The following is a 21,150-nucleotide window of genomic DNA, read 5'->3' as shown; positions in this document are numbered from 1 at the left end:
ACGTCATGAGAATCGCCTTCGCCGGCAACCCCAATAGCGGTAAAACCACTATGTTTAATGCCTTAACCGGGCAGAAAGCCAAGGTTGGCAACTGGGGCGGAGTCACCGTCGGACAAGCTGAGGCTAAGCTAAAAAATGAGTTCAGCGCAGGCAAAGAAGCCATTGCCGTGGACTTACCGGGCGCCTACTCCATGTCTCCCTTCACCCCGGAAGAAACCATCACCAGTAAATACGTCCATGACGCTAACCCGGACGCTATCGTCAATATCGTTGACGCAACCAACCTGCGCCGATCCCTATTCTTTACCACCCAACTGTTGGAGTTAGGGGTTCCGGTGGTGGTCGCCCTGAATAAGAGCGATATCAACCAGAAGTAACGCACTCAGATTGACGCTCAGAAACTTCAGAGCGAACTGGGGTGCCCGGTGGTACCTACCGTTTCTACCGCGAAGGAAAACAACGGACTAGATCAGGTTCTGCGGGAAATTTTTGCGCAAGAAGGGAAAGAACAAAAAGCCCCCTACCTGCAAGCAGATATTGACCTCAGCGATAAGCAGGCAGTCGATAAAGAAGATCGACGCCGCTATGAGTTCGTGGACTCCGTAGTCGACACGGTAGAAAAACGGGCAGTGAAGGTTGCTGCCCATACCCGCCAAGACACATTGGATGCGATACTGACCAATAAATTTGCAGGGATAGCGATTTTCGCGGCGATTATGTGGGCAGTATTCGCGATTTCTCAAACCTATCTCGGGCCACTAATCGCTGACTGGATAGTAGGATGGATTGAAGCCTTCCAGGACTGGACCAGTGAACAAATGGCAGACAGTCCCGCTGTTTTACGCACCATTATTGCTGATGGCCTTATCGGAGGGGTAGGCGCGGTTATCGGATTCCTCCCGCTGGTCATGGTGATGTATTTCTTGATTGCGCTGCTGGAAGAATCTGGGTACATGGCGCGGGTTAGCGCCGTTCTAGATCCCATTTTCAAACGCGTGGGTCTGTCGGGTAAATCCGTAATCCCCATCGTAATCAGCACCGGTTGTGCCATTCCCGGCATCATGAGCTGCCGCACTATCCGCGATGAACGCGAACGTCGCGCCACCGCCATGCTGGCATCTTTCGTGCCTTGCGGAGCAAAAATCCCGGTAATCGCACTGTTCTGTGGAGCCTTCTTTGCCGGATCCGCCTGGGTTAGTTGGGTTAGCTACTTCCTGGGGCTATGCCTAATCTTCCTAGGCGCACTGCTGGTAAAGATGGTGACCGGACACAAGTTCCGTAAATCCTTCTTCATTATGGAGCTACCGCGCTACCGGGTTCCTTCCCTGTGGAATGCCACCTTGTCGATGTTGGAGCGCGCCAAGGCCTACATTATTAAGGCCGCCACCATAATCTTGGTGTGCAACCTGGTTGTCCAGCTGATGCAGACTTTCAACTGGAGTTTCCAGGAAGTGGGAAAGGGCGCGGAAAACACCTCTATCCTGGCCTCTATTGCCACCCCCTTCTCCATATTGCTGATTCCGCTGGGCTTTGGCACCTGGCAGCTGGCAGCTGCTGCCGTCACCGGATTTATCGCCAAAGAAAACGTGGTGGGTACCCTGGCAGTGGTCTACGGGCTAACTCGTTTCATCAATACCGATGAGTTGGCAATGACCGGAGGCGCCAATACCGTAGCCGCGACTATGGGACTGACCTCGGTAAGCGCCCTCGCCTATCTGTTCTTTAACCTTTACACCCCGCCTTGCTTTGCCGCTATTGGCGCCATGAACTCTGAAATGCGTGATCGTCGCTGGTTGTGGAGCGCCATCGGACTGCAGTTCTGTACCGGATACACCGTGGCGTTCCTGGTGAACCAAGTCGGAACTCTGATTATGCACGGACACCTAGCAGCTGGTTTCTTCCCCGGATTAATTGCAGTGGTGGTAATGGCTGTGGTGATTGCGTTGATTTCCCACCGGATTCACGCCAATTTCGCTGCCCAGTACAACTTGCATCAGCAAGTGCAGAAGGCTGCTTAAGAAAGAGGAAGAGATTTGAGTACTGTTATTGCCAGCGTGGCTCTGGTAGCGATTGTGGGTGGAGCCATCACCTATATCGTCAAGGAGAAGCGTAAAGGCACCAAATGTATCGGTTGCCTGGTTTCCTCCTCCTGTACTTTTAATCCTGAGGTTGCGGCAAGTCCGGGAAACCGTCATAATCTGCAAATAGCAGGCATTACTAACCAGACAGGTGAGCCGAAATGCCACTGTCACTAGTTTGCGAAACAATGGAGAAAATGAATCTTCTGGAAGCCACTGAGGGGCAAACCTATATCGTCAAAGATATAGCTACTGATGACCCCGAGATGGACAGTTTCCTGTTTCGTTTAGGGTGCTACAGCGGCCAGGAAATCACAGTCATTTCCCGCAAACGTAAAATGTGCATCGTAGTTATCAAAGACAGCCGATACAGTATCGATAATCAAATTGCCGAAGCCATTATGATCTAGGGCGCCGGCGGAGTGCCTTTGATAGCTGCTACTTAGGCTGATTTTCCCACCTGGGGCGCGGCCGGTAAAAGATACGACAGGGACACGCAATCCGCCAGTATCTTGCTTAGTCGGAAACATACCTAATTTGCCTCTTCTTACAACTCCCTATCCTCGCCTAAGCGAGGAAATCGGGTCCCCGGAGTGCTTTTACCGAGCCAGCCCGCATTTCTGGTGCCAATCCGCGGAAAGTAAAAAGGGGATCCCGCCGGTGGATTTTTCCACCGGCGGGATCCCCTTTAAATTTTCAGCTATTACGCCTTTGCCCTAAGGCGGGCACGACAATCCTTAGCGAGGATCGTCAGTCGCTAGATCTTTCGTCAAGGAGCTGTCCAAAGGAATGGACGGTCCCATAGAGGTAGATACGGCAATCTTCTTGATGTACTGCCCCTTCAGGGCTGCCGGGCGCAAACGCAGAACTTCATCCAGGACAGCCTGGTAGTTCTCTGCCAGCTTCTCGGCATCAAAAGAGCTCTTACCTAACACCACGTGCAGGTTGGCGTGCTTATCAACCCGGAAGTCAATCCGCCCGCCCTTGATCTCTTTCACCGCTTTTTCTACGTCCATGGTTACGGTACCAGTACGCGGGTTAGGCATGAGACCACGCGGCCCCAGGACGCGACCTAGACGCCCTACCTTCCCCATCATGTCCGGGGTAGCTACCGCTACATCGAAATCCAGATATCCGCCTTGAACTTTTTCGATGAGTTCGTCGCCGCCGGCCTCATCGGCTCCGGCGTCTAATGCTTCCTTGTCCTTGGGGCTGTTGGCAAAAACCAGGACCCTAACGGTCTTACCAGTGCCATTGGGCAAAGAAACGGTGCCGCGAATCATCTGATCCGATTTCCGCGGATCAACCGTGAGACGGAAAACCGCATCCACGGTGGAATCAAACTTGGTGGAAGCAATCTCTTTCGCCAAGCGGAAAGCCTCTAGCGGTTGATAGAGCCGATCCTTATGAACTTTTTCAGCGGCCTGTTTAAAGGCCTTCGAGTGCTTTTTCATCTGCTTTTCTCCTTGCAGGTTGTGGTGAGGGCGCACATTCCCCTCCACGGTTTATAGTCTTATTTTGGCTGCTCGCCGGGTTAGCCCTCGACGACAACTCCCATTGAACGAGCCGTTCCCGCGATAATCTTTGCTGCCGCATCGATATCGTTCGCGTTCAGGTCATCCTTCTTTTGCTCGGCGATCTCTTTAACCTGATCCATGGTCAGCTTCGCTACCTTATTGGTGTTCGGAGTACCAGAGCCCTTGGCAATCCCAGCAGCTTTCTTAATCAGCTGGGCAGCCGGCGGGGATTTGAGCACAAAGTCAAAGGAGTGATCCTCGTAGACACTGATTTCTACCGGAATCACATTCCCGCGTTGATCCTGCGTAGCCGCATTATAGGCCTTGCAGAACTCCATGATGTTTACCTGGTGCTGCGAAAGCGCGGGCCCCACTGGGGGCGCCGGGTTAGCAGCACCGGCCTCGATCTGTAATTTGATCAGGCCGATTACCTTCTTTTTCTTGGCAGGCATATAGGGTCCTTCTCAATAAAATTTCTTGATTTTACTTTCCCGGCGGTTGCCGGAAACTCTTTGCGGTCTGGCAATTTCTCCGTAGAAAAACTGCCAGCACAATCGTCCATTCTAAGGGCGCACCCGCCCTTACAACCAATTTGGACTGCTCACTGTGAGCAATTAAATCTTTGCCACCTGGTTAAATCCGAGCTCTACCGGAGTCTCCCGATCAAAGATGACCACCAGTACCTTAAGTTTCTGCTGGTCAGGCATAATCTCGGAGATAGTAGCCGGCATAGTAGCGAAGGGACCGTCAGTGACGGTAACGTTCTCGCCAACCTCGAAATCAACCTCAATAACCGGCTGTTCCTTTTGCTTGGCCTTGCTGGTCCGCTCGTCTTGCAACTCCGCAGCCTTAATGGAAGCGGGGGTGGGCGCCAACATGGAAACCACTTCGTCCTCGGTCAGCGGCAAGGGATGTTGCGAATCCCCCACGAATCCGGTGACCGCCGGAGTGTCTTTAACTACCCGCCAGGCATCGGGAGCATCCTCTACTGCCTCCATGCGCACCAAAGCGTAACCGGGAATCCGTACCCGATCCACCACTTTGCGTTCAGTGGATTTTACCTGGACAACTTTTTCCATCGGTACTTCAATCTGGTAGATCTGATCCTCCATATTGAAGGTGACAATCCGCTGCTCCAGATTGGCTTTCACCCGCCGTTCATACCCGGAATAGGTATGGAGGACGTACCAGTAGCCGGGCAAAAACTCTAGTTCTTCGCGTAGCTTGTCTTGTTCGGCCTTTGAAAGCTCTTCAGCGGTGGCCGAGGGCGCGAGTTCCTGGTCTTGCGGGGTGTCGGTAATCTCTAGTTCAGGGGCTTCCGGGGTGGGAGCTTCTTGCTCTGCTGATTCTGAGGACGCGGCTGCTTTCAAGCTGACCTGCGCGTCCTCTTCGGGTAGCGAGTTCGCACCAGTGGCGGCGCCTTCCTCTGAGGAGAATACGGGATCGTTGCTCACGGTATTTTCTTCCTGCTCCTTATTGCCTGTTTGCAAATGTTGTTACTTAAGTTAACCGCCGAATACTTTGCTGACTACCCAGGCGGTGATTACGTCGACAACCCCTGAAAAGGCCATCATCGCCAGCACAAATACGATCACGACCACAAAGAACGTGGTGAGCTCATCGCGGGTTGGCCAAACAACCTTTTTTAACTCCGCGATAACCTGCCGCACGAACTGCACGATGCGACCCCAAAAACCACTTTTCGCCGTTTTGGCATCCGCCTCTACGGAGGCTGCGCCCTCGTTAGGTGCCAAGATCGTTTCCTCACTTGCTGTCTTGGAGCTCCCGTCGAAGCTCCTATTTCGTCCTGTACCGGGCCCGGCACAGGTTTCAGATTTGCAGGGCAGGCGGGACTCGAACCCACAACCTACGGTTTTGGAGACCGTTGCGCTACCAATTGCGCCACTGCCCTTTCAGCCGAATGGCTGACCGAATACGGTGCTAGACAAGTTTATGAGGTTTTGCGGGTGGCGTCCAACCAAAATAGTCGCTTAGTGGGGAAAAACGCATCCTTTTACTTCCTTTACCCGCGGAACCAGCAATTTAATAGGTAAAACTGGTCTAAATAGCTATTGCATTTTGGTCTCGTTGGTGAAGAAACTGATGGGCGTGGCAAAATGAGAGTATGAATAAACCGCAAGAACACAGAATTTCTAACCGTTTAGCCCAGATTTCCCCTTCTGCTACTTTGGCGGTAGATGCCGCTGCGAAAGAACTCAAAGCTCAGGGGCGTCCAGTCATTGGATTCGGCGCCGGGGAACCCGATTTTGCTACCCCTGACTACATTGTTAAGGCTGCGCAGGAGGCTTGTGTCGACCCGACAATGCACCATTACAGCTTGGGGAAAGGACTGCCCCAGCTGCGGGAAGCAATCGCTAAAAAGACTTTGCGGGATTCCGGCTACGAGGTTGACCCCAACAGCGAAATAATTGTTACCAATGGTGGTAAGCAGGCTGTTTTCGAGGCATTCTCGGCGATAGTGGAAGTGGGTGACGAAGTCATTATGCCCACCCCCTACTGGACTACCTACCCGGAAGTTATCAAGATTGCGGGCGGGGTTCCGGTACCGGTAATGGCGGGCGCTGATCAGCACTATAAAGTCACAGTTGAACAGTTGGATGCCGCCAAGACTGATAAGACCAAGGCACTGCTGGTAGTCAGCCCGTCCAACCCTACCGGAGCGGTTTATGATGCAGAGGAACTGAAAGCTATCGGGCAGTGGGCGCTGGAAAACCGCATCTGGGTGATTACCGATGAAATCTATGAGCACCTGATTTATGACGGGGTACACGCTGAACATATTTTGAAACTGGTACCGGAACTAGCCGAACGCACCCTGGTACTGAATGGGGTGGCTAAGACCTACGCCATGACCGGTTGGCGCGTGGGCTGGATGATGGGTCCGAAGGACGTAATCAAGGCCTGTGCCGCTTTCCAATCCCACACCACCGGAAATGTCTCAAATATCGCGCAGCGGGCAGCACTAGCCGCCGTCAGCGGCCCCTTGGACAAAGTAGAGGAAATGCGCGAAGTGTTTGACCGTCGTCGCCAGCGGATGGTGGAGTTGCTACGTCAGGTTCCTGACCTAGAAGTTCCTCTACCCCACGGCGCCTTTTACTGTTACCCCAGCGTAGAGCGAATTTTAGGGCGCGAACTCGCGGGAGAAACTCCGCAAACCTCCGCGGAATTGGCCGATTTGATGCTGCGCAAGGTAGAGGTAGCGGTGGTACCCGGAGAGGCCTTCGGGCCTTCCGGTTTCTTCCGTCTTTCCTACGCGCTCAACGATCATGACCTGGAGGAAGGCGTAGGGCGGATAGTCGATTTTCTTAATCAAGTAAAATAGGTTGTCCTTAGTAACCGGTCTATAACCTATAATCATTAAAAAAGGGCGTTAGTGCGTCCTTAAAGATTATTAGGATCACCAAGGAGGGACTGGGCGTGCGCAGATTCGTAGCGGTGGCGATTGTCGTGATTGCCCTGGCTCTAGTCATCCTGATTGGGATGCGCGCCCTCCTATTCAATGGGGTTCACGAGTTGGGTCCAGCGGTTAGTTTTCAGCCGCAAGCACCGGCCATCACGCAACAGGCACCGCAGGTGGAATCGCTTTCTCCTTCGCCCGAGGGGGTGGAGCAGCCATGAGTGAAAGGCTTAGTTACCCTGACAGCTTTCCCGGTGGGTCTGCCTCATCGTTAACGCCCCCGGCTCCCTCCGCTCAGCCTCGGGCAGCAGCCTCCCCGATTGCGGGCAGCACCCCGGTACCAGAAGTGCAGTTACCTGGGGAAATGACCCTGCCGCAAATCCTGGAAGGTAACGGCGGAACTGGGACGACGCCCTCACCACAAAACTTGCAACCGCAGGAACTAACCCCGCAAGTATCCACAGAGCGTGCTGCCTATCAGGCGCGCCCGCGGCGGGTAATTGAAAAAACCATGACCTCCCAGGGCAAAGTAAAAAAACTGCGGATATCTAACCTGCGTAACCGCATGCTGATACACACGGAACTAATTTCGGCGTTGGCTCTGACGGTAGTGGGATTTATTTTGCTGATTAGCGGGATGTTCCAAATCACCTACGCAGAGCGGACGCAAACCCAGACCATTACTGCTGACCTGCGGAACTTTACAGCAGTTGAGAACGCGAAATCTAGCGGGGGTTTAGTTTCAGCCAAAGATGCGGTAGTGAAGTTTATTAATGCGGCGGATGCCCCCTATAACGGCAGTTTACTGGGCTTTTCCGGCGGACAATTAGCCGCACAGAAGGGCGCACGAGATTCTGCTGCTCATCTAGATAAGCAGCTGCTGGAACAGATAGCCAGTTACGCGGATTTAAGCTCGGCAAAAATGTTTATGGTGCGTACCGACCAGGCCACCTACGCGGTTGGAATCATTCCGATTAGCGCCGCAAGTACCGATGACGCCCTATTAGCGGTGGTTTCTAACTACTATGCCGACATTGCCCCCACCCAGACGCAGCTGCTGTTGTTTGCCGGAATTTCTTTCTTGGTATTGGCGCTGGTAGGGCTGGTAAATGTTCGCACTTCCCAGTCATTATTGGCACCAATCGCCCGACTGCGGGAAATGATGGCTTCGATTACCAGCGAACAAGACCTTACTAAACGCCTGCCGGTAGAGGGCGATGATGACTTGGCGGATGTTACCCGCCAGATGAACTCGATGATCGCTCGTTTGCAAACCAGTTTCGATGAGCAACGCGACCTGCTAAACGATGTTGGGCATGAGCTACGCACCCCGATAACGGTGGTGCGCGGACATCTAGAACTGCTAGATCCTAATGATCCCCAAGATACTTCCCGCACCCGGGAACTGGCGTTAGAGGAACTGTCGCGGATGCATCGGCTCACCGAAGATTTGATTACAGTTGCCAAGAGCGACCGCCCCGACTTTATCCGTCCCGAACGGGTAGATATCGGGGATTTGCTAATGGATGCGTTTGAAAACGCTACCCAATTGGGTGATTTCAACTGGCGAATCGATAACCTCACTATCGTGCAGACCACCGCGGATCCCCAACGGCTGCAGCAAGCCTTGCTCGCCCTCGCCCAAAATGCTTCCAAATTCGCTACTCCCGGTACCGTTATTGCTTTGGGAGCAGGAATCGACTATCAGCAGCCCCTCTTAGATCAGCAGGGAAATCCGGTTGCGGCCTCCACTGTTACCGCACCCAGCCTACAGATGCAGCCACAGGTTCCCCCGGTTGCAGGTACCCATCGCCTCAACCTATGGGTACGTGACCAGGGAATAGGTATCGCCCCGAAGGATCAGGAACAAGTTTTCGGTCGCTTCATGCGGGTCAACCATTCTTATGCTGGCTCTGGCCTGGGGTTATCAATCGTGAACGCCATTGCACAGGCGCATGGCGGGATCCTACAAGTCCGCTCTGCACCTTCGGTGGGATCGGTCTTTAATATCAGCCTGCCGATTTTAGATGATGATTGCAAAGATGAAATACAAGGAGAATAAAACATGACAAGCATCTTGGTGGTAGAGGACGAACCCGGCATTTCCTCTTTCGTCGCTAAAGGATTAACTTCCGCCGGATATAACGTAACCGTAGTCGATAAGGGTACGGACGCGATCTCGGGGGCTCTTGGGGGCGACTATTCGCTAATCGTCCTGGATATTGGACTACCCGATATGGATGGCTTCGAAGTACTGGAACAGATTCGCGGTCAAGGCGCCACCTTGCCGATTATTGTACTCACGGCGCGTTCTTCAGTAGAGGACACGGTCAGCGGCTTGGAGCAGGGCGCTGACGACTATATGTCCAAACCCTTCCGCTTCGAGGAGCTCTTAGCCCGGATCCGGCTACGGTTAAAGAACGCCAGCTCTGAAGATCCCACCAATATGGTGCAAATCAATGTGGGGGGTCTGCACCTGGATTTGCGAACCCGCTGCGCCACCATCGACGGGGAACCGGTAGAACTGTCCGCCCGCGAGTTCACTATGCTGCAGGCCTTTATGGAACACCCTGACCAGGTACTTTCCCGTTCCCAATTGCTAGATATGGTGTGGGGCTACGACTTTGACCCCGGCTCGAATGTGGTGGATGTATATGTGCGTTATCTGCGCCGCAAGATCGGTTCGGAACGCATTGTAACCGTACGCGGCATGGGTTACCGCCTGGTGGTGATGTAACTTTTTGCTGCCACACCTGTGGGCGGCGATAAGTTTTCTCCTTTTTGGCAGCTTATATTTATTCTCTGGAATCATCATAAGAAAGACACCTATGGCAGCTGGACGTTTCACTATTCCCAGTGAAGAAAATTTTGTGGCTGAAACCGCTCGGATTGGAAAACTCTGGGGGGCGGACGCGATTCGTAACGCCGATGGCACTCAGCTGGACGAGGACGTATTAGCGCTGGGTAAAAAGATATATTCAGCCTATTTTCCGACTCGGGGACATAATGAGTTCATCAGCAAACGGATGAATCAAACACCACAGATTTATTTGCTTTCTCAACGAGTATTGGCGGAGAAAGATACAGTATCTATCCCGTTTATGCAGTGTTTTTATGAAGAACAACTGCAAGCAAATCAAGACGCTAATCCTAAACGTTATTGGGAAGTCATCGACCGCACCACCGGGGAGGTCGTTGATCCTGCGAACTGGGAAGCAGATTTTACCCTGCAGGTAGTCAAGATTTCTGAAGCTATCCCCATGCATGAGTATACGGTTACTTTCTTGGCGTATATCATCTGGGACCCAGTCCAAATGTATAACCACCTCACGAATGATTGGGGCGACAAGGAACACGAGATTCCTTTTGATATCCGGAACCCGGAAACTCAACAATTTGTGATGGACACTTTCCGTCAATGGTTAAAAGATAATCCCCAGACTGATGTGGTTCGATTTACTACTTTCTTTTACCAGTTCACCTTAGTTTTTGACCAAAAGCATCGGGAAAAAATTGTAGATTGGTTCGGTTACGCCGCTACTGTATCGCCTGAAGCGCTACAAGAGTTTGAAAGGGTAAAGGGCTACCGGATCCGTCCTGAAGATTTTGTTAATGGTGGTACCTACAATTCTACTTTCTGCATTCCCACTAAACCGCAGCGAGATTGGATAGATTTTGTATCTGATTTTGTCCACAAAAATATCAAGACCATGGTGGACGAGACCCATAAGTCAGGCAAGGAAGCGATGATGTTCCTGGGGGACCAATGGTTGGGAACAGAACCTTATCTAACTGGCTTTGAGAAACTTGGCTTAGACGCAGTAGTGGGATCTATCGGAGATGGCACTACTACTCGAATGATTTCCGATATTCCAGGAGTGAAATATACCGAGGGCCGCTTCCTCCCCTATTTCTTCCCGGATACTTTCTACGAAGGAAATGATCCCAGCATCGAAGCTTTAGACAACTGGAGGAAGGCGCGCCGCGCCATTTTACGTAGCCCAATTGCCCGGATGGGATACGGGGGTTATCTCAGTCTGGCGGCTAAGTTCCCTAAATTTGTGGATACGGTAAGCGCGATTGCCAATGAATTCCGGGATATTCACCAACAGACGAACAGTGAACCAGCTCAAGGTTTCCTAAATGTCGCGATTGTTAACTGTTGGGGCAAAATGCGTTCCTGGCAAGCCTTTACTGTCGCCCACGCCCTCCCCAATAAATACAATCATTCCTACTACGGCATTCTAGAAGCCCTATCAGGGATGCGAGTAAATGTCCGTTTTATTAGTTTCGAGGATCTACTCGAGCACGGTATAGCTGCCGATGTGGATGTGTTGATTAACGCTGGCCCCTACAACACCGCATTTACCGGTGGCGACATCTGGGATGATGGTCGCTTGGTTTCTATTATTCGCAGCTGGGTGCGGAGCGGAGGAGCCTTTGTGGGAGTGGGGCAACCCGCTTCTAGCGAACGCCCCGGAAGATTCTTCCAATTAGCGGACATTTTAGGGGTAGATCAGGAGCGTTTCCATACCCTGTCAGTTGATAAATATTTCCCTCCCGTAACGACTTCCCATTTTATAACCGCTGATCTTGGCGAGGAAGCGGTAATAGATTTTGGGGAACCGGTACCAAACACCTATCCTATCAGCGAAGATACGGTTTTAATTCGGGCTGAGGACGGACAGGTACAGCTGGCTGCAAATGACTTTGGAAAGGGAAGAGGGGTATATATTTCCGGACTCCCCTATTCAGCAGCTAATGCCCGTCTGCTGGAAAGAATCCTCTTCTTTGCCGCTAACAAAGAGAATCAATACGCTCTCTGGAGTTCTAGCAATCCTAATTGCGAGGTCGCTGAGTTCGTAGCGGCACAAAGATACTGTGTCATTAACAATACCGAGAACCCGCAGTCCACGGTGGTTAACCTGCCCGGGGGTAGACAGGAAGAATTTAATTTACCTGGTAGCGGTATAGCCTGGCGGAATATCTGATTATTAGGATTGTTTTCTATGACGGTAACTAAAGCAGTTATTCTGGCGCGCGGGTTAGGAACCCGGATGCGGGCAGATGATGGAACCACTAATCTTGCCGGGGATCAGGCGGCAGCCGCCTCCGCAGGAACCAAGGGTTTGATAAATGTGGGACGACCCTTTTTAGACTATGTAATCAGTTCTTTTGCGGATGCGGGAATTAAGGAAGTTTGCTTAGTAATCGGTCCCGAGCATAATGCTTTCCGTAAGTATTATGACCAAGTTGAAAAAAGCCGGGTTACCATCAGCTATGCAATCCAAGAGGAACCTTTAGGAACTGCTAATGCGGTGGCCGCGGCCGCTGATTTCATCGGCAATGACCGCGCGTTGGTTTTGAATTCCGACAACTATTATCCGCTAGAGGTTTTAACGCAAATAGTGAAGGTTCCCGGTTTAGCAACTGCAGGTTTTGCTCGGCAAGAGCTGATTGCTAAATCCAACATTGAGGCTGCACGGGTGAAAAGCTACGCAATAATGGACGTAGAAAATGGCAAGCTGTGCAACATTATTGAAAAACCCAGTGAAGCGGAAATATCTGCCTTCCCTGATGCTCCTATCAGCATGAATTGTTGGATTTTTGACGCAAGAATCATTCCCGCTTGTCAAACGGTGAAACCTTCAGTACGGGGTGAATACGAGTTGGTAGATGCCGTGCGTTACCTAATTGAAAACGGGGAAGAAATAACCGTAGTGCCGGTTGCTGCCGGGGTGCTGGATATGTCCTCGCGTAAGGATATAGCGGAGATTAAAACTGCTCTTTCCGGAGTGCCGGTGCAGCTTTAAAAAAGTTTTATCCAACGGTTTCCCCTAAAAAATTAACCAGCGCGTTGTATTCAGCGATTATCGGTTTTACACTTGTCCCGCTCGATTCTCAGCAAACCTTTTCTGAGTCAACCTGCCCTCACGTTTCCCCCAAGCAGTGTCATCGATAACAAATGTTCGGAGGTAAAGAAGTTTTCAATTAGTTTTCGCAGGTAAAATCAGATATAGGGCAATATTTTTTATTGAAATATTGCGTTCAAGTTAGCTTCAGCCCGCTTTCAGTTTTGCTATAATTCCTTTGAGTTTACAAATGGTTCGCATTGAAGCGAGCAACTCAACGAGGAGGTTCTAATTTGTCTCGTAAACTAAAACGCGTCATTGCCCTTTCGGGTCTGGTAGCAATGGCATCTTTAGGTCTGGCTGCTTGTAGCGGTTCAGACAGCGGTAGTTCCGCAGACGGAAAAGTCAATATCGAGTATGTACACCGGCTACCTGACGGCGAAGGTATGACGAAAGTTGCTGACATCGTTAAAAAATGGAACGCTGAACACCCTGATATTCAGGTAAAAGCCACCAAGTGGGACGGTCAGGCTCAGGAACTAATTAAGAAACTCGAAAATGATGTTAAGGCAGATAACGCTCCTTGTTTGGCGCAGGTTGGCTATTCTGAGACTCCAGAGATGTTTGCCAAAGGACTGCTGATGGATGTCAGCGAATATGCCAATAAGTATAAAGACAAGTTCAACGCTGGAGCTTTTGAACAGATGGCTGTGGGTGGCAAGTATGTGGGACTACCGCAAGATACTGGCCCCTTGGTTTACTTGTACAACAAAGCCGAGTTCGACAAATTGGGGCTGAAAGTTCCCACTACTGCAGCAGAATTCCGGGAAACAGCAAAACAGGCTGCAGCTCAGGGTAAGTACATCGGAGATTTTGAACCTGACGAAGCACCCAACCTACTCTCCGGCATGGCTGCAGCTGCAGGCTCGCAGTGGTACACCGCCGATGGTGATGCTTGGAAGATTAATACTTCTGACGAGGGCTCTAAAGCAGTAGCCGAGTTTTGGCAGGGACTTCTAGACGATAAGTCGATACTCACCGGTAACCGCTGGGATGACTCTTTCAAGAAGGTAGTTACTGATGGCAAGCTGATTGGTACTATTGGTGCTGCCTGGGAAGCCGCCCTTTTGGCTGATCCCAAAGATGGTATCACCACTCAATCTGGTCAGTGGCAAGTAGCTCAACTACCCGACCTCGGTAAGGGCAAGACTGGGCCTGATGGTGGCTCTGGGGTAGCTGTTCTTAAGGGATGCAAGGCTCCCGAACAGGCCATGGAGTTCAATGCTTGGTTCAACACGCAAATTGCTGACCTCGGAACCCAAGGCTTAGTAGTTGCCGCCAAAGGTGATGCCAAGACTCCGGAAGCTGTTAAGACCTTCTTCGGAGGTCAAGACGTGATGGCAGAATTTATAAAAGCTAATGACAACACCAACACCTTTGCTTTCATTCCCGGTTGGTCTGCAGTAGCTTCTAGTTTCACCACTAATGCTGATGCAGTAGCTAGCGGTAGCAGTAAAGTTGCCGATATATTCGAGAAAGCTAATGCTGACTCCAAGAAAGCGCTGGAAAGTCTGAACCTGAAAGTGAAATAGCCATATTTCACCATAGTTTCAGCTAACAGACTCAACAAGAGGGGGAATAGGTAACTGAATACCTATTCCCCCTCTCTTTATTTACAAAATATTTAGGAGTCTTCAATGACTAAACAACTTAAGACGGTGGAGCATAAGTCTCCGACTGCCGCTAAACGCCAGAGGATTCAGGAACGGCACGAGGCTCGCACCGGTTGGGCATTCCTCGCGCCCTTCGCTTTGATGTTTCTACTAATCTTTTTTATTCCCATCATTATTGCTATTTTCAGTTCGTTTACCAGGCAAGATAGTGGCGGAGGTCTTTACGGTGGAGGCGAGCTTACCACCAAGTTTGTGGGGCTAGAGAATTTCAAAATGGTAGTGACCAGTTCCGCTTTCTGGTCTGGAATTGGGCGGGTACTGGTCTACACCGCTTTTCAGGTTCCAATCATGATTCTGGCAGCCTTGACACTGGCTCTGCTCTTGGACTCCTTCCTAACCAAGCACGTAACCATTTATCGCCTGGGCTATTTTCTACCATTTGCAATTCCAGGCGTGGTTGCGGCGATGATTTGGATGTACCTTTACACCCCGGGTCTATCGCCCATTGTCAAAGGCTTCGCTGCACTCGGAGTAAATGTCGATTTCTTTGGAAGGTACGCCATCTTAGGGTCGATGGCCAATATGACCACCTGGACTTATACCGGTTATAATATGCTGATTTTCTTGGCTGCACTGCAGGCTATTCCTGTTGAGCTCTCTGAAGCGGCACGCATTGACGGCGCCAGCGGTTGGCAGGTTACCACTAGAATCAAAATTCCCATGGTGCGGGGAGCAGCTCTGCTGGCAGTACTACTGTCAATCGTGGGCACGATTCAGTTATTCAATGAACCACAGGTGCTGGGAACCTCTCAGACTTGGATGGGTAAGTCCTATACCCCCATGATGATGGCTTATAACACCATGATGGGGACCATAACACCCGGCGGAGACGGTCCAGCCAGTGCAATTTCGATTGTAATGGCTCTGATTGCAGGGATATTAGCGATCGCCTACGCGTTCATCGAAAGGAAGGTGAGCAAGTAATGGCTGCTACTAAAGAAAAAGAGAGTTCTAAGGATTACGCTTTTACTCCCTCCAAAGAGGGCGAGCCTCCACGCTCAATAGCTCCCTCAAACGGAGCGCGCCTGATTACTACCGGTGTGCTGCTCCTGGTATTGATTTATTTTCTCTTTCCGATTTACTGGGTAGTCATCGCTTCCACTAAGTCGAATTCCGAGATGATTAGCTCCAACAGTCTGTGGTTTGCCACTACAGTTAGTGATTTGCCGGGAGCCATTTCTGCTAACTACCACAGTCTTATTAGCTGGACACAAGGAATGTTTTGGCGCTGGGTGCTTAATTCTCTCATCTACTCCACAGTTGCGGGAGTAGTGGGAACCTTACTGTCGGTAATGGCTGGTTATGCTTTCGCAAAGTTCCGTTTCCCCGGAAAAGGCGTTGCCCTAGGAGTAATAATGGCGGGACTATTGATGCCGGTAGCATTACTGACGATTCCCATGTATATCGTGTTTATGCATCTAGGGATTAATAACACCATGCTGGCAATTATTATTCCCTCCTGCGTATCACCTTTTGGAGTCTTCCTAGGCAGGGTTTATGCACAGTCCTCGGTACCTACTGAACTAATCGAGGCGGCGCGCATTGATGGTGCTTCCGAAGCCAGAATCTTCTTTACCATGGTGCTGCGCCTGCTGGCTCCCGCTATGGTAACAATTTTCCTGTTCATCTTTGTAGCAACCTGGAATAACTTCCTGTTGCCTTTGATGATGGTGTCCTCGCCAGAGATTAAACCGGTAACTTTGGGTCTATACGGCATGATGAGTTACTTCAACCCGGCTAAAGGGGCAGTAATGATGGGCGCTCTACTAGGCGTTATTCCCCTGATTATCTTGTTCCTGGGATTACAAAAGTACTGGCAATCCGGTCTAGCAGCAGGCGCAGTTAAAGGGTAGCGATTATGGTTGTTGGCTGCTTGTTCTTCATAGCAAGCAGCCAATAACCTGCCTGAGGTATTCGCATCCCGTGATTAGGGGCTGCTTGCTTATAACGTCAAACAGTACGTAAAGGATGAAAATAAGTGCAGAGATTGTTACCTAAGCAAATAAAACGCGCGGTTAAAAATTTTCGGGTACAAGGAGATTTTTTAGCAGCTTCCCCTTACGGATCCGGTCATATTAACGACACTCTTCTCGCAAAATGCCACCTGCCTGACGGCAGCGAATCACCCTTGATTTTGCAACGGATTAACACTGATATTTTCACTGACCCGGTAGGGCTGATGGAAAATATCGCGGCAGTTACTGAGTATTTACAAGCAAAGATTATTGCGGAAGGTGGAGATCCGAATAGAGAAACCTTAAGGGTAATCCGCACTTTTGACGGCTACCCTTGCTATCGGGATCCTGATAATAACTGGTGGCGTCTGTACACATATATTGGCGACTCTTACACCCTAGACAAAGTTGAGAATCCTTGGGATTTTTATGAGTCTGGCGTGGGTTTCGGTAGTTTTCAGCGGCGCTTAGCTGATTTTCCGGCTGACACCCTTCACGAGGTTATCCCCGGCTTTCACGATACAGTCAATCGTTTTCACCAATTCGAAAAGGCAGTGGGTGCTGATCCCGTGGGACGGGCAGCTACTGTTCGCCAGGAAATCAACTTTTTCCGTCAATATAAGCATCTGTGCCACGTCTTTCCCGATCTGCAGAGAACAGGTGATTTACCACTGAGAGTTACCCATAATGACACCAAATCAAATAATGTACTTTTGGATAAAAAGACCGGAAAAGCTATCGCAGTTATCGACTTAGACACCGTAATGCCGGGATTAGCTATGAATGATTTCGGAGATTCGATTCGTTTTGGAGCTTCTACTGCCCGGGAAGATGAAATCGATTTGAGTAAAGTTTCCTGTTCTCTGGAATTATTTACGGCATTTACAAAAGGATTTTTGGCGGGTTTACAAGGACACTTGACTGACTTAGAGATTGAAATGCTTCCCCAGGGAGCCCTAATCATGACCTATGAGTGTGGCATGCGTTTTTTGACTGACTACATTTCCGGTGACAACTATTTTCAAATTCAGCGCGCAAATCATAATCTGGATCGGGCTCGTACTCAGATAAAATTGGTTCGTGATATGGAAAGAAAACTACCCATTATGCAGCAGATAGTTTCTCAAACTTCCCACAACTAATATTTAGATAGAGGGAGCGAAAAATATGAGTGAGGTAAAGGGTACTAGCTATTACGTATCCTCCAGTAGGGGAAACGATTGCAATTCGGGAACCAGCGAACACGAACCGTTCCAAACTCTGGCTAGAATTAATGAAATAACTCTGCTGCCAGGCGATAAAGTCCTGCTAAAGAGTGGGGACACCTGGAATGGACAAGCTCTGCACCTGAAGGCAGGTTCTAACGGCTCTAAAGATGCTCCGATTCAAATTAAACCCTACGGCCAGGGCGGGAAACGCCCGATTATTAACGCTAATGGGCAAGGACGTTGGATTCAGGATTATCACGCCCCCATCGAGCTGCACCGTAATAAGGCAGAGGTTTCCAGTGCGCTCCTATTCAGAGATGTCAGCTACCTGGAAATTTCTGGTTTAGAGTTGACCAATGACCGAGAGACGAATCCGGCAGCTGACCCCAAAAAATATAATGATGGTTTAGCTCTGGAACGTACCGGGTTGGCGGGTATTGCTGAGAACGGCCCGGTGAAACACGTCGTAGTTTCTGATATGTACATTCACGATGTAGACGGCAATATTTACGATAAGCACCTTGCTAATGGTGGTATCTATTTCATGGCGCACTACCCTGCAGACGGCAAACCTGCTGCAGAGCCCCAAAAAATCGCTCGTTTTGATGATTTACAAATATTGAATAACCGTGTTGAAACAGTAAGCCGGTGGGGAATAGCTGCAGGCTACACCGCCTATCAAAACATTATCGACCAGCCTCAAGATGGCCCGATAGACGATGCGATAATTGCTAAATACGGATCCAGTAAAGTCTTGATCCGGGGTAACTATGTTAAAGATGCAGGTGGTGATGCTATTACCGTCATGTACTGCGATCGCCCCCTCGTTGAACATAATGTCTCTGATGGAGCTGCCCGCTATATCAACGCCACTGACTATTTACATCCTTACAATATCGAGGGGCCGCAAGATGCTGAATGGGGTCGAGTAGCCGCCGCGATTTGGCCTTGGCGATGCAAAAATGCCATTTTCCAATATAACGAAGCATTCCATACTCGTAACGCCCACTGTGGTAACGGGGATGGTCAGCCGTGGGACGCGGACTACGGAGATGGAACTGTCTACCAGTACAACTATTCTTTCGCCAATAGCGGCGCCACCGTTATGTTCTGTGGCGCTGGGTCTATGCACAATACTTTCCGTTACAACATTGCTCACAGCGACGGACGGGGAGCCCTGGACTTAGCGGGACAACAGGATGCTCACATATATAACAATATTTTCATCATGGCCAACGGATCTAGCATCATTACCAGGGGAGATGCTCCTGCAGTCATAGAAAACAATATCTTTTATAAACCTGATGATGTCCTTGAGGTAACTGAAAATTGGGGATCTAGTTCTCAGATATATGACAATAACTTGTTCTACAACTTTTCCACCCATGCTAATGATTCAAATAAACAGGTAGCAGCAAAAGGAACACCGGTAATCAGTGGCGATACTGCTGTAAAGGTCTCGGATGATAGACAAGCACGCCGGCACAATGACTCTACTTCCCACACAGCATTCGACATTTTCAAGCCACTACCCAATTCTCCCGCTATTGCTACAGGTAAAAGCATTGTTGATGCTAATGGCAATCAAGTGGAGCATGACTTTTTTGGTAGGGATATTCCCCTCAATCCGACCATTGGAGCGGCCGAAGCCCCAGAGGATACCCCTGAAGATTATATCTAGCCTGACTTCGGACCCCCCGAACCTCAATATTTCTAAGGTATTCGAGGCAACTAGACAGATACCTGCAAAATACCCGGGAGCCTGGATTAAATCCAGGCTCCCGGGATGCTTGTTGCTATTCAGCTGTGTCTTGGGAACGCCACTAGGCGTTCTCTACATCGGTGTCCACCCAATCGAAGGTGCGGGTAACCGCTTTCTTCCACAGGCGGTAGTTGCGGTCATATTCTTCGCGATCTTCACCAGGAGTCCAGCGCTTACCTTCTGCCCAGTTATCAATCACATCTTGCTCGCCATCCCAGAATCCCACGGCGATACCGGCAGCATAAGCCGCACCCAGCGCGGTGGTTTCTAGTACCTCTGGTCGTACCAGCGGTACCCCCAATTGGTCGGCCTGGAACTGCATCACCATTTCATCCTTGGTCATGCCGCCATCTACCCGCAGCTCTTTGAGCTCTACACCCGAGTCTGCCATCATGGCATCGAAGACCTCGCGGGTCTGATAGGGAGTAGCTTCCTGTACCGCACGCGCAATGTGTCCCTTGTTGTTGTAGCGGGTCAGCCCCACAATCGCACCCCGGGCATCATCCTTCCAATAGGGGGCAAACAAACCAGAGAACGCAGGCACAAAGTAGACACCACCGTTATCGTCTACGGTGCTAGCCAGTTTCCCAATTTCGTCCGAGGCCTTAATCAATCCCAGGTTGTCACGCAGCCACTGCACCAGCGACCCGGCAACCGCGATTGAGCCTTCCAGAGCGTAAACCGGCTTATTATCACCGATCTTGTAGGCCACGGTAGTGAGCAAACCATTATTGGAAAATACCGGTTCTTCCCCGGTATTCATCAGCACGAAGCAGCCAGTACCGTAAGTATTCTTGGCCATGCCCTTCTTAAAGCAGGCCTGCCCGAAGGTGGCTGCCTGCTGATCACCCAAAATCCCGGAAATCGGGGTGTCAATCAGCAGACCATTCTTACGGCCATAGCCGTACACCTCGGAAGAAGAGCAAATTTCGGGCAGCATCGACATGGGAATCCCGAAGTCTTTGCAAATATCTTCCCGCCACTGCAGGGTACGAATATCCATCAGCATGGTGCGCGATGCGTTGGTGACATCAGTCTTGTGTACCCCGCCGTTCACGCCGCCAGTCATATTCCAAAGTACCCAGCAGTCGGTGTTACCAAATAGCAGGTCACCGGCTTCTGCCTTTTCGCGCGCGCCCTCGACATTATCCAAAATCCACTTGATTTCCGGTCCGGAATAGTAGGTGGACAAATCGAGTCCGCAAATATCGCGATACTTGGAAAGCCCCTCGTCACCGGCGAGCTGGCGAATAATCTGCGAGGTGCGGGTATCTTGCCAAACAATCGCGTTATATACCGGCTCCCCCGTGTTCTTATCCCAGACCACCACGGTTTCGCGTTGGTTGGTAATCCCCACTGCTGCGATTTCATGTCGGTTTACTTCTGCCTTTTGCAGGGCATCAGCTACGCATTCACGAATGTTGTCCCAGATTTCAATCGGATTATGTTCAACCCAACCGGCCTTGGGAAAAATCTGTTCGTGTTCTTTTTGCCCTAGCGACACAATCTGTCCGCTGTGGTCAAACAAAATTGCCCGTGACGAGGTAGTCCCCTGGTCAATGGACATTACATATTTTTTCTCGGTCATACTAATCTTCCTTAAGGATTCTTGCTATTTGTTTTCTCT

The 21,150-nt window shown here is 50.4% G+C and carries 20 protein-coding genes and 1 tRNA gene; 15 read left to right on the top strand and 6 right to left on the bottom strand.

The features are described from left to right. Positions 1–5 precede the first annotated feature (5 nt). From BQ5456_RS10495 to BQ5456_RS06225, 4 genes are read left to right on the top strand one after another with little or no spacing between them, the layout of a single operon-like run. Positions 6–377, top strand: a complete 372-nt coding sequence (locus BQ5456_RS10495) for a FeoB small GTPase domain-containing protein (protein WP_205407865.1) — start codon at positions 6–8, stop codon at positions 375–377. 48 nt (positions 378–425) lie between these two features. After that, a complete protein-coding gene (locus BQ5456_RS06235) occupies positions 426–2,018 on the top strand; it encodes a ferrous iron transporter B (protein ID WP_205407864.1) in 1,593 nt (530 codons plus the stop codon). A gap of 15 nt (positions 2,019–2,033) precedes the next feature. Continuing rightward, positions 2,034–2,255, top strand: a complete 222-nt coding sequence (locus tag BQ5456_RS06230) for a FeoB-associated Cys-rich membrane protein (RefSeq protein ID WP_071129229.1) — start codon at positions 2,034–2,036, stop codon at positions 2,253–2,255. 20 nt (positions 2,256–2,275) lie between these two features. After that, the gene (locus BQ5456_RS06225) at positions 2,276–2,488 is read left to right on the top strand and encodes a FeoA family protein (RefSeq protein WP_071129970.1); all 213 of its coding nucleotides are present in this window, start codon (positions 2,276–2,278) and stop codon (positions 2,486–2,488) included. Between the two features lie 327 nt (positions 2,489–2,815). Here the strand turns inward: BQ5456_RS06225 and rplA are convergent, their stop codons facing one another. The 5 genes from rplA to BQ5456_RS06200 form a co-directional block, all read right to left on the bottom strand. Then, positions 2,816–3,532 (bottom strand): 50S ribosomal protein L1, encoded by a 717-nt coding sequence (rplA, locus tag BQ5456_RS06220; RefSeq protein WP_071129228.1) that lies wholly within the window; start codon positions 3,530–3,532, stop codon positions 2,816–2,818. A gap of 80 nt (positions 3,533–3,612) precedes the next feature. Next, a complete protein-coding gene (gene rplK / locus BQ5456_RS06215; RefSeq protein ID WP_071129227.1) occupies positions 3,613–4,047 on the bottom strand; it encodes a 50S ribosomal protein L11 in 435 nt (144 codons plus the stop codon). A gap of 162 nt (positions 4,048–4,209) precedes the next feature. Beyond that, the gene (gene nusG, locus BQ5456_RS06210) at positions 4,210–5,049 is read right to left on the bottom strand and encodes a transcription termination/antitermination protein NusG (RefSeq protein ID WP_071129226.1); all 840 of its coding nucleotides are present in this window, start codon (positions 5,047–5,049) and stop codon (positions 4,210–4,212) included. A gap of 51 nt (positions 5,050–5,100) precedes the next feature. Then, positions 5,101–5,349 (bottom strand): preprotein translocase subunit SecE, encoded by a 249-nt coding sequence (secE, locus tag BQ5456_RS06205; RefSeq protein WP_071129225.1) that lies wholly within the window; start codon positions 5,347–5,349, stop codon positions 5,101–5,103. Positions 5,350–5,434: 85 nt separating this feature from the next. Then, positions 5,435–5,507, bottom strand: a tRNA-Trp gene (locus tag BQ5456_RS06200). A gap of 213 nt (positions 5,508–5,720) precedes the next feature. On the opposite strand from BQ5456_RS06200, the gene BQ5456_RS06195 reads away from it, so the two are divergent. The 11 genes from BQ5456_RS06195 to BQ5456_RS06145 all read left to right on the top strand — a co-directional run bounded on the left by BQ5456_RS06195 (position 5,721) and on the right by BQ5456_RS06145 (position 19,442). Then, on the top strand, positions 5,721–6,938 hold the full coding sequence (locus BQ5456_RS06195) for a pyridoxal phosphate-dependent aminotransferase (protein ID WP_071129224.1): 1,218 nt from the start codon (positions 5,721–5,723) through the stop codon (positions 6,936–6,938). Positions 6,939–7,033: 95 nt separating this feature from the next. After that, positions 7,034–7,234, top strand: coding sequence for a hypothetical protein (locus BQ5456_RS06190; protein ID WP_071129223.1), 201 nt, complete (start codon positions 7,034–7,036; stop codon positions 7,232–7,234). Then, complete coding sequence (locus BQ5456_RS06185) at positions 7,231–9,075, top strand: sensor histidine kinase (protein ID WP_071129222.1); 1,845 nt, start codon at positions 7,231–7,233, stop codon at positions 9,073–9,075. The genes BQ5456_RS06190 and BQ5456_RS06185 overlap by 4 nt, the downstream gene beginning before the upstream one ends. A gap of 3 nt (positions 9,076–9,078) precedes the next feature. Continuing rightward, complete coding sequence (locus tag BQ5456_RS06180; RefSeq protein WP_071129221.1) at positions 9,079–9,750, top strand: response regulator transcription factor; 672 nt, start codon at positions 9,079–9,081, stop codon at positions 9,748–9,750. Positions 9,751–9,841: 91 nt separating this feature from the next. Then, a complete protein-coding gene (gene gnpA, locus BQ5456_RS06175) occupies positions 9,842–12,004 on the top strand; it encodes a 1,3-beta-galactosyl-N-acetylhexosamine phosphorylase (protein ID WP_071129220.1) in 2,163 nt (720 codons plus the stop codon). A gap of 18 nt (positions 12,005–12,022) precedes the next feature. After that, complete coding sequence (locus BQ5456_RS06170) at positions 12,023–12,826, top strand: sugar phosphate nucleotidyltransferase (RefSeq protein ID WP_071129219.1); 804 nt, start codon at positions 12,023–12,025, stop codon at positions 12,824–12,826. A gap of 380 nt (positions 12,827–13,206) precedes the next feature. Beyond that, positions 13,207–14,457, top strand: a complete 1,251-nt coding sequence (locus tag BQ5456_RS06165; RefSeq protein WP_071129969.1) for an ABC transporter substrate-binding protein — start codon at positions 13,207–13,209, stop codon at positions 14,455–14,457. Positions 14,458–14,562: 105 nt separating this feature from the next. Then, positions 14,563–15,522, top strand: a complete 960-nt coding sequence (locus tag BQ5456_RS06160) for a carbohydrate ABC transporter permease (protein ID WP_071129218.1) — start codon at positions 14,563–14,565, stop codon at positions 15,520–15,522. Further along, on the top strand, positions 15,522–16,451 hold the full coding sequence (locus tag BQ5456_RS06155; protein ID WP_071129217.1) for a carbohydrate ABC transporter permease: 930 nt from the start codon (positions 15,522–15,524) through the stop codon (positions 16,449–16,451). Before BQ5456_RS06160 ends, BQ5456_RS06155 begins: the two co-directional genes overlap by 1 nt. Positions 16,452–16,576: 125 nt before the next feature. Further along, complete coding sequence (locus tag BQ5456_RS06150) at positions 16,577–17,695, top strand: phosphotransferase enzyme family protein (protein ID WP_071129216.1); 1,119 nt, start codon at positions 16,577–16,579, stop codon at positions 17,693–17,695. Positions 17,696–17,720: 25 nt separating this feature from the next. Next, positions 17,721–19,442, top strand: a complete 1,722-nt coding sequence (locus BQ5456_RS06145) for a right-handed parallel beta-helix repeat-containing protein (RefSeq protein ID WP_071129215.1) — start codon at positions 17,721–17,723, stop codon at positions 19,440–19,442. 142 nt (positions 19,443–19,584) lie between these two features. Here the strand turns inward: BQ5456_RS06145 and glpK are convergent, their stop codons facing one another. Then, a complete protein-coding gene (gene glpK / locus BQ5456_RS06140) occupies positions 19,585–21,111 on the bottom strand; it encodes a glycerol kinase GlpK (RefSeq protein WP_071129214.1) in 1,527 nt (508 codons plus the stop codon). Between the last annotated feature and the right edge of the window lie 39 nt (positions 21,112–21,150).

The organism is Varibaculum massiliense, from assembly GCF_900106855.1.
In the GTDB taxonomy this organism is placed as follows: Bacteria; Actinomycetota; Actinomycetes; order Actinomycetales; family Actinomycetaceae; genus Varibaculum; species Varibaculum massiliense.
Note: the sequence above shows the minus strand (reverse complement) of the source record. Positions and strands in the feature narration are given on the sequence as shown.

Bases quoted from the DNA above. Each gene is read 5' to 3' on its own strand.
- BQ5456_RS06195 (WP_071129224.1), top strand. From the start codon at position 5,721: ATGAATAAACCGCAAGAACACAGAATTTCTAACCGTTTAGCCCAGATT.
- BQ5456_RS10495 (WP_205407865.1), top strand. From the start codon at position 6: ATGAGAATCGCCTTCGCCGGCAACCCCAATAGCGGTAAAACCACTATG.
- BQ5456_RS06145 (WP_071129215.1), top strand. From the start codon at position 17,721: ATGAGTGAGGTAAAGGGTACTAGCTATTACGTATCCTCCAGTAGGGGA.
- gnpA (WP_071129220.1), top strand. From the start codon at position 9,842: ATGGCAGCTGGACGTTTCACTATTCCCAGTGAAGAAAATTTTGTGGCT.
- glpK (WP_071129214.1), bottom strand. From the start codon at position 21,111: ATGACCGAGAAAAAATATGTAATGTCCATTGACCAGGGGACTACCTCG.
- BQ5456_RS06170 (WP_071129219.1), top strand. From the start codon at position 12,023: ATGACGGTAACTAAAGCAGTTATTCTGGCGCGCGGGTTAGGAACCCGG.
- BQ5456_RS06185 (WP_071129222.1), top strand. From the start codon at position 7,231: ATGAGTGAAAGGCTTAGTTACCCTGACAGCTTTCCCGGTGGGTCTGCC.
- BQ5456_RS06155 (WP_071129217.1), top strand. From the start codon at position 15,522: ATGGCTGCTACTAAAGAAAAAGAGAGTTCTAAGGATTACGCTTTTACT.
- rplK (WP_071129227.1), bottom strand. From the start codon at position 4,047: ATGCCTGCCAAGAAAAAGAAGGTAATCGGCCTGATCAAATTACAGATC.
- BQ5456_RS06225 (WP_071129970.1), top strand. From the start codon at position 2,276: ATGAATCTTCTGGAAGCCACTGAGGGGCAAACCTATATCGTCAAAGAT.
- BQ5456_RS06180 (WP_071129221.1), top strand. From the start codon at position 9,079: ATGACAAGCATCTTGGTGGTAGAGGACGAACCCGGCATTTCCTCTTTC.
- BQ5456_RS06160 (WP_071129218.1), top strand. From the start codon at position 14,563: ATGACTAAACAACTTAAGACGGTGGAGCATAAGTCTCCGACTGCCGCT.
- rplA (WP_071129228.1), bottom strand. From the start codon at position 3,532: ATGAAAAAGCACTCGAAGGCCTTTAAACAGGCCGCTGAAAAAGTTCAT.
- BQ5456_RS06165 (WP_071129969.1), top strand. From the start codon at position 13,207: ATGGCATCTTTAGGTCTGGCTGCTTGTAGCGGTTCAGACAGCGGTAGT.